The sequence below is a fragment of the Streptomyces sp. NPDC003697 genome, from assembly GCF_053587115.1.
The window spans coordinates 1-13,441 of sequence record NZ_JBSFNN010000023.1 but is presented as its reverse complement, the minus strand read 5'-3'; the positions used below and the strand labels follow the sequence as shown (position 1 = coordinate 13,441).

Genomic DNA, 13,441 nt, shown 5'->3' with positions numbered 1-13,441 from the left:
GTCACTCGGCCAGATGGACGTCGAAGAGGTCCTCGGGGCCCGGCACATCGCCGAGGTTTTGGGGGTCCAGGGGCCAGCTCCTGTCCCGGCAGGACAGACTCGGCAACGTGTTCTCTTCGGCATCCACAGCGTGGAGTTCGAACGTGCAGAGCGGCTCGATCACCGCAGTCGCCGACGCCCTGCTGTGCCGCGACTCGGTGCCGGGCACGATGGAATCCCCCACGGACTTGTCGGTCCGCACGTCAACCGTGTACCGCAAGGGTCCGTCCGCTCCGCAGGACTCCACCTGGGCGGCGTTCCGCCCGGCCAGTTCGTGGGCTCGCCGGCAGGAATCCCCGGTCAACTGCACCCGGCCGTCGAAGATGTCCTGCCACTTGGCCGGATCGAGCACGTCCTTCAGCCAGTCGCCCGCGAGTTGGCCCCGGGTGTCCTGGGCCGCCGCGAGTGCCGCGGCGTCGGCCGCTGTCTGGGCGCCGTTCCGATTCGCCGCGGCCTGGCCGACCGCGAGGTAGGCGAACGCGAGGAAGAGCAGGCCCCCCACCACCGTGATGTAGATGGGGAGAGCCTGCCCTGCGTCGTCGTGTGTGCTGCGCCGCCTCAGCCGCCGGTGACCTCGGCGATCTTCTGAGTGATGGCGTCGAAGATGGACTGGCCGATGTCCGTACCCGTGATCGCCAGCACGATCGCCACCACCACCGCGATGATCCCGAGGTACTCCACCGCCGTCTGCCCCTTGTCGTTGCGCGCGGCGCGGGTCTGAAGGTGAGCGACGGTCGTGTTGATCCAGTTGGTCATGGTGTTCCCCTCCGGAGTCGACCGGCCGGTGACCGGCCGACGGCTGAGTCTCGGTGCCGGTCGCGACACGGGAAACGTACGGCCGGGTGTCCCGGTCGGCAGAGGGTCCCGGGGCCCAATCGCGGGCCCAAAGAGAGGCCCGGCCGTCCTTGCGCGATTCGCTCCGTCGCAGCGTCATCGCCGCTCACCCCCGCCCTCGGTGCGGACCCGGCGCCGTGCCCAGCCACTTGGCGGCGGCCTCCGCCCGGCTCGTGCTGTGGAGTTTGGCGAAGATCCGGTTGATGTGGTTCTTGACGGTCTTCTCGCTGATGAAACAGGTGGCGGCGATCTGCTGGTTCGTCATGCCGGACGCGATGAGGTCCATGATCTCCGCCTCCCTCGTACTGAGTTGGAACCGCGACCTGTCGACGACGGCCTGACGGCCGCCCGTCCACCCAGACGACGACTGTCCCACATTCGGTTGCAGACGCGAAAGGTTTTCTGACGAAGGAGCGGCCGGTACGGGAGACGACGGCCCAGAATGCCTTACGCCTAGAGGATATTGAGCGTATCCGGCTGGCGGCAGGGGGCATGTGTCATCGTGTGCAGTCGCACCGCCCAGGCCCTCCGGCAGGGGGCGTCCGCCCTGGTCCCGTCCCCGCGCCTGCCCCTGGCGCAACTGGGCCAGCAAGGCGCTCGCGGCCGTCGGGGAGAGGTGGGCCCGGTCCGCCCTGACGTCCCGTACCGCCGACACCAGCTGTTCCGCGGTGAACTCGCCGTGCACCAGGTAGCCCGCCGCACCCCGGCGCAGGGCCTCCTGCACGATCTCCGCCTCGCGGCTGTAGGTGAGCATCACGACCGGGGCGATGCCCACCAGGTACGGCAGCGCCGAGATGCCGTCCAGTCCGGGCATGCGGACGTCCAGGAGGACGACGTCCGGCCGGTGGTGGTGGGCGGCCTCGCAGGCCGCGCGGCCGTCGGCGGCCTCGGCGACCACCGTGATGTCCTCCCGGCCGGAGAGCAGTGCCGTCAGTCCGGCGCGCACCACGGGGTTGTCGTCCGCCACGACCACGCGCAGCGGCGTCGCCGGAGCCGCCGGCGCGGCCCGCGGGAGTCGCGGAGGCTCCGGGGTCTGCGGGAGACCCTGGTGTGCGCCGGCGGGCGGGGACTGCTGGGGTCCGGGGTGCGGAGTCGTCCGGTCCGGCGTCTGGTCCGGCATGGGCGGCCTCCTCTCGGGTCGTGGGGGGAGCAGCAGGGTGCGAGCGGGACGGGATCGTGCGGGTGCGGTCCACGGGTGTGGCCGTCCTGGGTGATGGCGGCCGTCAGGGTGGGACAGTCAGTGCCGCCAGGGGCAGTTCGAGGCGGACTTCCGTGCCCCGGGGGAGGGCACCGCGGCCGATGCGGATGCGGGCGCCGACCGCGGCCGCCCGCTCCACCATGCCGACGAGCCCGAAGTGGCCCGCGCGGCGCAGCTGTTGCAGTGTGGTGCCGTCGGGCAGGCCGCGGCCGTCGTCGCACACGCTGACGCGGAGCAGGCCGCCGTGGACACCGGCCCGCACCTCGACACGGGTCGGCCCGGCGTGGCGATGGGCGTTCTCCATGGCCTCCGAGGCGATGGTGAGGATCTGGCGGGCCACCGCGGGCGGGACCGCGGGGACCGAGTGCTCACCGGTCGGGCGGAAGGCGGCGGGCAGCCCGGTACGGGCAGCGAAGTCGTGGGTCCGGGCGGCGAGTTCGGTGAGGAGGTCGGTTCCGTGGCCGGGATCGGTCTCGCTGCGCAGGTCGGCGAGGAGTTCGCGGGACTCGGCGGCGGCCCGGCGCACGGAGCGGGCGACCAGTTCGGCCTGCCGCCGCACCAGGGCCGGGTCCACGCGGTCGGCGCCCGCCGAGCCGGCCAGACCGTCCGCGGCCAGCGCGACGCCGTGCAGGGTCTTGGCGACCGAGTCGTGCATCTCCCGGGCCAGACGGGCGCGTTCGGCGCTCACCGCCTCCGTGACGGCGAGGCGGGCCTGGACGGCGGTCAGTGCCTGGGTCGCCTCGCCGAACCGGAGGAGGAGGTTGCGCAGGGTGACGCCCGCCGCTCCGGCCACGACGCACAGCCCGGGGAACAGGGCGGAGTGGGCCAGACCCGCGGACAGGTCCCGGTGGCTCGCGTAGACGAGGAGCAGGATGAGCACCTGGAGGGAGGCGAAGACGCCCGCGCCGCGCCAGCCGTAGACGAGGCCGGCGAGGAAGGGCGTGCAGACGCAGACGTAGGCCAGAGTGCTGTCCGGGCCCGCCGCGATCAGCAGGAGGGCGCCGAAGAGGGTGTCGAGGGCCAGGAGGGTGGGGTGGCGCAGGAGGAGGGGGCCGAACCGTTCCCAGTCGCGGAACAGGACGTAGGAGCCCATGAAGGTGACGACGACCGCGGCGCCGACGAGGCGGGCGGCGAGGCCGGGGGCGGCGTTCAGCAGGGCCGCGGGGGTGGCGAGGGCGATCATGGCCAGGCGGAAGGCGAAGACATGGCGGCACATCGCCTGGAGCGCACTGATCTGGAGCTTCTCCGGTGCCGTGCCGGGTGCGCCGCCGGAGGCGGGCGGGTCCGCTGGAGCACCCTGGCCGCCGGTCACCGGCCCCCCGTCGGGGTCTGGTGACCCGTGCGGAGGCGGAGGCGGGGGCGCCGCGCCCGGCTCAAGGGCTCGCGGGATCCGGGGAGCCGGCGCCTGCTGCGACGGAACCGGCCGGCCCCGCGGGACGGACTCCGCCTGCGGAACGGGCCCGGTCTGCGGGACAGGGTCGGCCCGCGGGACCGAATCCAGGGGCGGAACGGGCCCGGGCTGCAGGACAGGGTCGGCCCGCGGGACCGAATCCACGGGCGGAACGGGCCCGGGCTGCAGGACAGGGTCAGCCCGCGGGACCGAATCCGGCTGCGGAACGGAGGTGGGGTGCGGGGCGGGACCGGCCTGCGGAACACGTGCCGTCGGCGGAACAGACCCGGCCCGCGGGACAGGGTCGGCCCGCGGGACCGAATCCGACTGCGGAACGGACCCGGCCTGCGGAGCGGGCCCACGCCTCCGCCCAACCCCGGCCGTCCGCACCGGCCCGGTCTCGTCGGCCTCCGCCTCCGAGGGCCCGGCACCCCGCGCCTCCTGGTCGGGCTGCTGCCGTACCGCGGGCAGCGGCTCACCCGCCGCCCGGCGCCCCTGGGCCGGCTCCCAGCCCGGTGGCGTTGCCGGGGCATCCGGGGTGACCGGGGCGTCCGTGCGGACGTGGGCCGGCAGGGCCGGGCCCGCCGGCGGGGTCCTGACCCCGGCGAGCCCGGGTCGCCGGAGCGGCAGGGGCTGCGGCAACGCCGGCGGCAGCGGCTGCCGCAGCGGCAGTCCGGGACGGCCGATGCGGTCCTTCGTCGCCATGTCCGTCGTCGCCTCCTACTTGCCCGTGACCGAGCCGAAGTCCACGCCGGAGCCCAGCAGCAGGCCCGCGCCGAGGAGGAGCATCGTGGCCGGGACCATGAAGGTGGTGATCATCATGGTGGCCTTGGGGACCGCGCGGGCCGCCTTGCGGCGGGCGTTCTGCGCGTCCGTACGGCGCATGTCCCGGGCCAGGGCGACGAGCGTGTCGACGATCGGCGCGCCCAGTTCCTCGCCCTGCTGCAGGGCCGTCACGAACATCGCGACCTGCTCGGAGTCGTTGCGGCGGCGCAGTTCGGCGAACGCCTGGCGACGGCTCATGCCCAGGTCCATCTGGCGCAGGGTGATGCGCAGTTCGTCCGCCCACGGGCCCTCGTACCGGGACGCCACGCGGTCCAGGGCCTGGCGGAAGCCGAGGCCGGCGCCGACCACGACGGCGAGCACGTCCAGGAAGTCGGGCAGGGTCCGTTCGATGACGCCCTTGCGGACGCGGATCGCGGCCCAGATGCCGACCTCCGTCCAGAAGGCGCCGAAGGCGAACAGCAGCAGCGCCACGAAGGGCCGGCCGCGCAGCAGCATCAGCAGGCCGCCGAACCCGCCGAGGAAGCCGTAGACGGCACGGCGGGCCGCGTACCGGTCGATGGTCAGGCCGCCGGGGTTGCCGGCCAGGTCGATCCTGCGGCGGTACCTGGCCACCAGCCTGGGGCCCATCAGACGCAGCACGGCGGGGGCGTAGCGCATGCCGAGGCGGTCGACGAGGGAGTCCACCGCGCCCGTGCGCGTGGCGCCGACCTCCAGGGCCAGCGCGAGGTCGCCGGGCAGCTTGGTCTCCGCCCGGTACATGCGGATGCCGGCGAAGACGCCCCACACGCCGAGGGCCATGGCGAGCGCGAGCAGGAGTGCCATCCCGTTCCCCCTCCTTCCGTGAGCGGTGGCTCAGACGTCGATGCGGGACAGACGGCGGATGAGGACGAAGCCGACGGCGTAGAGGGCGAAGGCGACGACGACCGCCCCCTGGCCGACCGGGGAGCCGGTCATCCGCTCCAGGGCGCCCGCCCTGACGCCGTCCATCAGGAACAACGCGCCCACCCCGAGCACCGGCACGGCGTACGACGTCATGTTGACCTGGGAGAGCTGGGTGCGGATCTCACGGCGCGTCTCCTTGCGCTCCTCCAGGGTGTCCGTGAGGTTGCGCAGGGCGCTGACGACCTGGCCGCCGGCCCGGTTGGACAGCACCAGGGTGGTGACGAGGACGACCAGCTCGCGGGAGGGGAGCCGGTCGGCGAGTTCGCCCAGCGCGTCGTCCATCGAGGCGCCCAGGGCGAGTTGGTGGGCCACCTTGGCCAGCTCCTCGCCCGCCGGGGCCTCCAGCTCCTCCGCGGCCATGCCGATCGCGGTGCGCAGGGCGAGGCCGGCCTGGGTGGCGTTGGCCAGGATGCGCGCCAGTTCGGGGAGCTGGTTGATGAACCTCTCGATGCGCTTCTGCCGCTGCCAGGTGAGGAACTGCAGCGCCGCCCAGACGCCCAGCAGCCCGGCGAGCGGCCCGAAGAAGGGGGCGAGCGCGGCCTGGCCGATCAGCCACAGGGCCGCCACCGCCGCCAGCATGTAGGCGAAGAACTCGCCGGGGGTGACGTCCAAGCCGGTGGCGAGGAGGCGCAGCTCCAGCCTCCGGCCGAGCCGGGTGCGGCGCAGCCGCCGGTCGAGGGTGCGGAAGCGCCGGGTGCGGCCGGGTGCGGTCCGGCCGCTCTGCGTGAGCCGGTCGACGAGGGCGGCCCGCTGGGCCCTGCCCGTGGCGTAGGAGTGCAGGCCCGCCACGGCCAGGAGGCAGGTCAGCAGGGTGACGCCGAGGGTGAGAGGGACGAGGGTGTGCAGATCCATGGGGCGGTCCTACCTGGCTTCTCGGGTGGCGAGCTGGTCTGCGGACTGGGCGACGCCGAAGGCCTGCGGGAGGGGCTGGCCGGCCAGGTGGAGCCGGTCGGCGGCGCGGCGCGGCAGCGGGAAGTGCTCGAAGGCGCCGTGGACACGGCCGTCGGCGGTCATCGGCCGGGCGTGGAAGCGGGCCACGGTCGTCAGGCGGTACGGCTCGCTGCCGTGGCTGTCCAGCAGGGCGACCTCGGTGATGCGGCGGGCGCCGTCGGCGAACCGGGTGAGCTGGACGATGACGTCGACGGCGCTGTTGATCTGGTCGTGCAGCGCGGCGAACGGCACCTCGACGTCGGACATGGACGCCAGCGTCTGCAGCCGCATCAGGGCGTCCTCGGCGCTGTTGGCGTGCACGGTGGCGAGGGAGCCGTCGTGGCCGGTGGACATGGCCTGGAGCATGTCCAGCGACTCGCCGCCGCGGACCTCGCCGACGACGATGCGGTCGGGGCGCATGCGCAGCGAGTTGCGGACCAGGTCGCGGATGGTGACCTGCCCCCGGCCCTCCACGTTGGGCGGGCGGGACTCCAGCCGGATGACGTGGCTCTGCTGGAGCTGGAGCTCGGCGGAGTCCTCGATGGTGATGATGCGTTCGCCGCCGGGGATGAGTCCGGAGAGGGCGTTGAGGAGGGTCGTCTTGCCGGTGCCGGTGGCGCCCGAGACGATGACGTTGAACTTCGCCTGCACCAGCCCGGCGAGCAGGTACACCATGTGCTCGTCCAGCGAGCCGAAGCCGATCAGCTCCTGGAGGGTGAAGGAGCGCGGGAAGCGGCGGATGGTGAGCGTGGGACCGGTCAGCGACAGCGGCGGGATGATCACGTTGACGCGCTCGCCGGACGGCAGACGGGCGTCGACCATCGGATGTGACTCGTCCACCCGCCGGTTGACCGTGGAGACGATGCGTTCGATGGTCTGCATGAGCTGGTCCTGGGAGGCGAACCGCAGGGGCAGCTGCTCGACCCGGCCGCCCCGCTCCACGAAGATCGCGTCCGGGCCGTTCACCATGATCTCCGTGATCGAGGCGTCCTCGAGCAACGGCTCCAGGATGCCGAGTCCCAGCGCCTCGTCGACCACGCGGCGGATCAGCTGGGAGCGTTCGGCGGTCGACAGGACCGGTCCCTCACGGCTGATGATGTGCCCGAGGACCCGTTCCAGCCGGGCCCGGCGCTCGGCGGCGGCCAGAGAGCTCATCTCGGCGAGGTCGATCTCCTCCAGCAGCTTGGTCCGGTAGGAGGCGACCAGGTGGCTGTCCTCGCCCCGGCTGCCGTGCTCCTCGGGGGAGTTGATGCGCGCCCGCAGGCTCATGGGTCCGGTGCTCCTCGCTCAGTGGTCCAGCGGCATGGTGGCGGTCTTGCGGGCCGGGTCGAAGCTCCAGCCCGGGACGATCGACGGGATGCGCACGGTGGCGGTGACGGTGACCTCGTCGCCCCCGTAGGCCGGCGGGCAGCTGGTTCCGTCGGCGAGCCATCCGCTGACCGCCCGTGCGCAGGCCTGCCGGGCGCTCTGCTGGAGCGAGGCCGCCCGTGCGCCGGCCCGTGCCGCCGTGCCGGCCTGCTGCGCCGTGTACGCGATCAGCCCGATCTGCACGGCCGCCAGCGCGACCAGGACCAGGATGGGGATGAACCCGAGGTATTCCAGGGCGACCTGGCCCCGGTCGTGGCGTGCGCGGGCGTACGGCATGTCAGTTCGTCGCCTCCTCTACGGCGCCGGCGTGACCGGCGACCGTGAACGGGAAGTCGATGAGCCCCGGGAAGAGGACGGGGACCCGGAGCTCGACGTCGGCCGTGACGTAGCCCCCGCCGGTCGTGCAGTCCACCGCGGCCCCGCCACGCCACGCGTCCGACAGGTCCATGAGGCCCGCCCGCCGGCACGCGGCCGGCCGGCTGCCGCGGTCCGCCGCGGTGCCCGCCCGTACCGCCTCGTCCGCGGCGTTGCCCGCGAGCGTGTACGTGTATCCCCACAGCACGCACTGCCACAGCACCACCAGCGTGACGATGATGGCCGGTGTCATGCCGAGGAACTCGACGGCGACCTGGCCGCGGTCCGACCGCAGCCGCCGCGTCGGGGCCGTGCGCGCGCTCATCCCCCACCCCCTGTGTCCCGGCGCCGCCGGAAGCTCACCGAGCCCCGGTCGCCGCCCCTCAGCCGGCCGCCGCTCCGCGGGGCGCGTGCGGCCGCCTTGACGAGGCCCAGTTCGCCCGCGAGGGACCACAGGGCCTGCTTCACCGCGCTCCTGCCGTCCAGCTCGTGCACGCGCCCGGCGTCGACGGCGCCCTGCAGCTCCTTGAAGTTCGCGGGGATCGGGGTGCCGGCCACGACGGTGCCGGTGATCCTCTGGATGAGCGGTGGCTGGATCTCCGTGGCGCGGGTGTGCCGGTTGACGACGATCGTCGTCTCCTCGGCCTTGCGGATCTGCAGCCGGTCCCACATGCGCACGGTCCGTCTGGCCGCGCGGACGGCGACCACGTCCGGGGTGGTCAGCAGCAGGGCGGTGTCCGCCATCTCGATCGCGGCCGCGCCGGCGCCGCTGAGCTGGGCACCGCAGTCGAGGACGACGACCTCGTAGCGGGAGCGCAGGGCGCTGACGATCTGGCGGGCGGCGCGGTCGGTGACCTCCTCGCCGCGTTCGCCCTCGCCGGGGGCGAGCAGCAGCGCGACTCCGGTGTCGTGGCGGAAGACGGCGTCGGCGAGGACGCGCGGGGAGATGTCCGTGATGGCCGCGAGGTCCACGACGGAACGGCGGAACTGGACGTCGAGGTAGGAGGCGACGTCACCGGCCTGGAGGTCCATGTCGACGAGGGCGGTACCGTACCCGGAGGCCTGCGCGGCGAGGGCCAGGTGGACGGCGGTCAGCGTGGTGCCCACGCCGCCCTTGGCGCCGCTGACCGTGACGACCCGGCCGCCGACGCCGGTGAACACGTCCCCGCCGTGGCCGAGGTGGCGCCGCACGCCCACCGACCACTGCGCGACCGCCTGAACCCGGCTGGCCACGTCCTCGTAGCTCAGGGGCAGCGCCACCAGGCCGCGGGCGCCGGAGTCCATGGCGGCCGAGAACAGTGCCGGGCCGGCGTCGGAGGTCAGGAGGATGACCCCGACGGCCGGGAAGCGCAGGGCGACCTCGCGGACCAGCTCCAGGGCGGGCACCGGGCCGATCCGCTCGTGCACCACCACGACCTCGGGCAGGTCGTCGACGGACTCGGCGGCGAGCCGCGCCAGGGTGTCGATGAGCTGGGTGGAGTCGGCCACGGCGGGCACGGGCTCGGCGTCGGGGAGCTGGCCGAGCAGTGTCGTGAGGGACCGGACCGCGTCCGCGTCGCCGGCTGCCGGGAGGATCCTGGTGGGCATGCGGGCCTCTCACTTGTCCTTCGCGAGTTCGTAGGTCCGGTCCGTGGCCGGGACACCGGCTGCGCTGCCGGGCGCGACGAGCGCGAGCCGGACCCGCTGGGCGAACGACTCGGCGTAGGTGATGCGCTGGGCGTCGATCGTGGAGAGCGCGAAGGTGATGGGGACGGCCTCGGTGGGCTGCCGGTTCCTGTTGTCGGCCTGCGGTTCGAGCGCGGTGATCCGGCCGACGTCGAGCACCTTGGCGTTGGTCACGATGATCTTGGACTGGGCTGGGTCGCCCTCCCGCTGCCCGTCGAAGGTGGCGTAGACGTTGACCGCGGAGCCGGGGGTGATCTTGCCGGCCACGCCGGTCGCCGCGTCGATCATGATGGCGACCTCCTGCTGCCCGGGCTGCAGGGCGGGCTGGTCCACGATCATGTCGCTCTGCAGCAGGGAGCCCTCGCGCAGCGTCGTCACGGCGATCTTGCCCTGGATCCGGCGGAGGTCGGTGACGGCGGTGGACGACAGCCACCGCTCGGGCATCCGCACCTTCTCGAACTGGCTCCTGCTGAGCGCCGTGTAGGGCGGCACCTCGGTGCGCACCCGGTATGCGGTGACCTCCGGGCCGACCTGGGACTTCACGTCGCTGATGACGGAGAGCACGCCCGCGAACGCGCCGAGGGCGCAGATGACGGACAGGACCAGCAGTATCACGCCGCGGCGCTGACGGGAGTTCATGAACCGTACAACCTCGATTGCGGAGATCGGTCGAGCGGGATCGGTCGGTCTGAGCAGGGGTGCGTGACGGGCTCCCGGCCGCGGGGACCCGGTGAACGCCCGGGCGGTGGGGTGCTCACCCGGCGGGGGCCGGGTTCTCGTGGACGGGTGGCGTGGCGCAGCAGAAGACGCAGCGGTCGCCGATGACGTCGATGCCGCACCAGTGGCAGGTGTGCCGGCGCACCGAGGTGACCAGCTGGTAGAGGACCGAGAGGTCGGGCAGGTAGGTGCAGAACTCGGCCAGCCGTCCCGTCCCCCACCAGCGGGGGGACTCGGCCGGCAGGTGGGCCTCGCGCAGCCCGAGCACGTTCCAGGCCGGGGCGAGGACGGTGGTGATCCAGTCGGTCTGGAGCTGGCCCTTGGCGACCAGCATCCAGCTGCCGAACTCCGGCCCCGGCAGCGACGCCCCGGGCTCGATCCTGACCAGCCGGGGCTCGGGGTGGGCGATCACGCCGAACTGGCTGCCGGGCACCCAGGACTTGGCGTGGGTCCGCAGGCCGACGGGGACGCGGTCGAGGCGGGTGACGGAGTTCAGGACGGCGCCCGCGTGGAGGTAGTGGGTGAGCAGCCGGCCCGCCGAGGCGAGCACCCCGGGGCTGAGGTCGCAGGAGGCGAGCTGCCGTAACTGGCGGGTCAGGACGGCCAGTGCGAGCGGCGGCAGTTCCGGGCGGAACAGGGCGATGCGGTCGCTCTCCAGCAGGGACCGGACGGTGTGCAGCCGGCGGGCCACTCCGGGCGGGGCGGCCCGGGAGCACAGGACGATCACGTGCCCGTGCTGGTCGATCAGCGCCTGCATCCCGGCCAGCGACTGGTCCAACGGCTGCCGGTCGAGGTCCCGCAGGACGACGGCGGGCAGGGTCCGCTCGTCCTGCGCCGGCAGCGCCATGTCGGCACTGGTCACAGCGATGGCAGTTGGCACGCCCAGCTCCCCGTTCCACGCCACCCGGCGCGCCGGCGTTCCTCCGGCTCACCACGTCGACTTCACTGCGTGACTACGTCAGCACTGTATCCACGCATTCCTGGCCGGAGAACAGCGAATCCGGAGCCGACCCGCAACTCACTGTGCACAAGTCGCCGCAAAGCGGGGCAGGTTGAGCGTGCCGAGTGCGGGACGGGCGCGCAAGGGGCGGGCCGGAGCGGGCCGGCGGACCGCGCGGCGGGGGTCCGCCGGCGGGGCGCGGGGCGGGCATGTCGCCGACGGCCCGGTGGGGAGGCTGCCGGCGGCCCGGCGGGAAGGTGCGCCCCGAACCGCTCAGGGCGCGAGGGGCGTCGCGCGGCCACCGAGGGCGACGCGTCCTGCCCGGACCCTTGACAAGCCAATTGGTCTGGACCAACTTGTTCCACGACTGAACGGTGGCCGCCGTCTCCTGCTCCTCCCCTCCCCTCCCCCTCTGCTCTCCTCTCCCCCACCGGAGGCCCCAGTGGACCGCGCACCAGCCATGCCCAGACTCCTGCCCGGACGCGGACGCCGGATACGGACCTGGTCGGGAGCCGTGACCGCGGCCCTCGCCCTCTCCCTCTGTTTCGCGGGCGCCGGCCAGGCCTCGGCGGCGGACGTCAACAACGCCCGGAACGCCGGCTTCGAGTCGGGCCTGGGCGCCTGGGACTGCTCCGCCGGCAGCGGCACGACCGTCTCCTCCCCCGTGCACGCGGGCTCCGCCGCGCTGAAGGCGGCGCCGAGCGGCCAGGACAACGCGCGGTGCGCCCAGACGGTGGCGGTCAGGCCGAACTCGACGTACACGCTGAGCGCGTGGGTGCAGGGCGGGTACGCCTACCTGGGCGCGAGCGGCACCGGCACGACGGACGTGTCGACGTGGACCCCGGACACGGCCGCGTGGAAGCAACTGTCGACCACCTTCACCACCGGCGCGTCGACGACGTCGGTCACGGTGTACCTGCACGGCTGGTACGGCCAGGCCGCCTACTACGCCGACGACGTCTCGGTGTTCGGCCCGGACGGGGGCGGTGGCGGTGACCCGGCGCCGACGGTCCCCTCCGCGCCGGGCGGCGTGCGGGTGACGGGGACGACGTCGTCGTCCGTGTCCCTGTCCTGGAACTCGGTGTCGGGCGCGACGGGTTACACCGTCTACCGCGACGGTACGAAGGCGACGGCGGTGACGGGAACCTCCGCGACGCTGACGGGTCTGTCCGCGGCGACGGCGTACTCCTTCCAGGTGACCGCGACGAACGCGGCGGGCGAGTCCGCGAAGTCGGCGACGGTGACCGGCACGACGGCCGCGACCGGAGGCGGCGGCAGCGGCGCCGGGCTGCCGAAGCACGCGGTGACGGGCTACTGGCAGAACTTCGACAACGGCGCGACGGTCCAGAGGATCGCGGACGTGCCCGCGCAGTACGACATCATCGCGGTGGCCTTCGCGGACGCGACGGCGACACCGGGAGGGGTGTCCTTCACCCTGGACTCCGCCGGCCTCGGCGGCTACACGGTGGACCAGTTCAAGGCGGACATCAGGGCGAAGCAGGCGGCCGGCAAGAAGGTGATCGTCTCGGTCGGCGGCCAGAACGGCACGGTGTCGGTCAGCGACGCGACATCGGCGGCGAACTTCGCCGACTCCGTCCACGCGCTGATGCGGACGTACGGGTTCGACGGCGTGGACATCGACCTGGAGAACGGCATCAACGCCACGTACATGACGCAGGCGCTGCGCGCGCTGTCGGCGAAGGCGGGCCCCTCACTGGTCATCACCATGGCGCCGCAGACGATCGACATGCAGTCGACGTCCGCCGGCTACTTCCGCACGGCCCTGAACGTCAAGGACATCCTCACCGTCGTCAACATGCAGTACTACAACAGCGGTTCGATGCTGGGCTGCGACGGCAAGGTCTACAGCCAGGGCACCGTGGACTTCCTGACGGCCCTGGCCTGCATCCAGCTGGAGGGCGGCCTGGCCCCGTCCCAGGTGGGCCTCGGCCTTCCGGCCTCGGCACGGGCGGCCGGCGGCGGCTACGTCTCCCCGGCGGTGGTGAACAACGCCCTGGACTGCCTGACGAGGGCCACCAACTGCGGAACGTTCAAGCCGTCGCGGACGTACCCGGACCTGCGGGGCGCGATGACGTGGTCGACGAACTGGGACGCGGCGTCGGGCAACGCCTGGTCGGGCCCGGTGGGACCGCACGTGCACGCGCTGCCGTAGGCGCGGGCGGCGGCCGCCAGGGCCGACCGCCGGAGACCCGGTTCCCGGCACTTACCGCGGTCGTGGCAAGAGGCGCGGAAAAAGCTCCGCCGCATGAGCGACGGC

Annotated in this window: 13 protein-coding genes; 1 reads left to right on the top strand and 12 read right to left on the bottom strand. The window is 73.3% G+C overall.

Features of this window, described 5'->3' with window-relative positions; genetic code table 11:
* Window position 1: 1 nt before the first annotated feature.
* The 12 genes from ACWDNY_RS12365 to ACWDNY_RS12310 form a co-directional block, all read right to left on the bottom strand.
* Entirely contained in the window at window positions 2-601 is a 600-nt protein-coding gene (locus tag ACWDNY_RS12365; RefSeq protein WP_451645737.1) for a pilus assembly protein TadG-related protein, read from the bottom strand.
* Entirely contained in the window at window positions 598-795 is a 198-nt protein-coding gene (locus tag ACWDNY_RS12360) for a Flp family type IVb pilin (protein WP_451645673.1), read from the bottom strand. The genes ACWDNY_RS12365 and ACWDNY_RS12360 overlap by 4 nt, the downstream gene beginning before the upstream one ends.
* A 184-nt stretch (window positions 796-979) precedes the next feature.
* Window positions 980-1,993, bottom strand: a complete 1,014-nt coding sequence (locus ACWDNY_RS12355) for a response regulator (protein ID WP_451645672.1) — start codon at window positions 1,991-1,993, stop codon at window positions 980-982.
* 103 nt (window positions 1,994-2,096) lie between these two features.
* Window positions 2,097-3,287, bottom strand: coding sequence for a sensor histidine kinase (locus ACWDNY_RS12350; RefSeq protein WP_451645736.1), 1,191 nt, complete (start codon window positions 3,285-3,287; stop codon window positions 2,097-2,099).
* An 894-nt stretch (window positions 3,288-4,181) separates the two neighbouring features.
* Window positions 4,182-5,069, bottom strand: coding sequence for a DUF5936 domain-containing protein (locus tag ACWDNY_RS12345; RefSeq protein ID WP_451645671.1), 888 nt, complete (start codon window positions 5,067-5,069; stop codon window positions 4,182-4,184).
* A gap of 30 nt (window positions 5,070-5,099) precedes the next feature.
* Window positions 5,100-6,041, bottom strand: coding sequence for a type II secretion system F family protein (locus ACWDNY_RS12340; RefSeq protein ID WP_451645670.1), 942 nt, complete (start codon window positions 6,039-6,041; stop codon window positions 5,100-5,102).
* 9 nt (window positions 6,042-6,050) lie between these two features.
* Window positions 6,051-7,388, bottom strand: coding sequence for a CpaF family protein (locus ACWDNY_RS12335; protein WP_451645669.1), 1,338 nt, complete (start codon window positions 7,386-7,388; stop codon window positions 6,051-6,053).
* 18 nt (window positions 7,389-7,406) lie between these two features.
* Window positions 7,407-7,763 carry a TadE/TadG family type IV pilus assembly protein gene (locus ACWDNY_RS12330; RefSeq protein WP_451645668.1) on the bottom strand — a complete coding sequence of 119 codons (357 nt, stop codon included), beginning with the start codon at window positions 7,761-7,763 and terminating at the stop codon, window positions 7,407-7,409.
* Between the two features lies 1 nt (window position 7,764).
* The gene (locus tag ACWDNY_RS12325) at window positions 7,765-8,166 is read right to left on the bottom strand and encodes a TadE/TadG family type IV pilus assembly protein (RefSeq protein WP_451645667.1); all 402 of its coding nucleotides are present in this window, start codon (window positions 8,164-8,166) and stop codon (window positions 7,765-7,767) included.
* On the bottom strand, window positions 8,163-9,428 hold the full coding sequence (locus tag ACWDNY_RS12320) for an AAA family ATPase (protein ID WP_451645666.1): 1,266 nt from the start codon (window positions 9,426-9,428) through the stop codon (window positions 8,163-8,165). The genes ACWDNY_RS12325 and ACWDNY_RS12320 overlap by 4 nt, the downstream gene beginning before the upstream one ends.
* Window positions 9,429-9,437: 9 nt before the next feature.
* Window positions 9,438-10,145, bottom strand: coding sequence for a Flp pilus assembly protein CpaB (gene cpaB / locus ACWDNY_RS12315; RefSeq protein WP_451645665.1), 708 nt, complete (start codon window positions 10,143-10,145; stop codon window positions 9,438-9,440).
* A 115-nt stretch (window positions 10,146-10,260) separates the two neighbouring features.
* Window positions 10,261-11,103, bottom strand: coding sequence for a hypothetical protein (locus tag ACWDNY_RS12310; protein WP_451645664.1), 843 nt, complete (start codon window positions 11,101-11,103; stop codon window positions 10,261-10,263).
* Window positions 11,104-11,605: 502 nt separating this feature from the next.
* On the opposite strand from ACWDNY_RS12310, the gene ACWDNY_RS12305 reads away from it, so the two are divergent.
* Window positions 11,606-13,336, top strand: a complete 1,731-nt coding sequence (locus tag ACWDNY_RS12305) for a chitinase (protein ID WP_451645663.1) — start codon at window positions 11,606-11,608, stop codon at window positions 13,334-13,336.
* Window positions 13,337-13,441 lie beyond the last annotated feature (105 nt).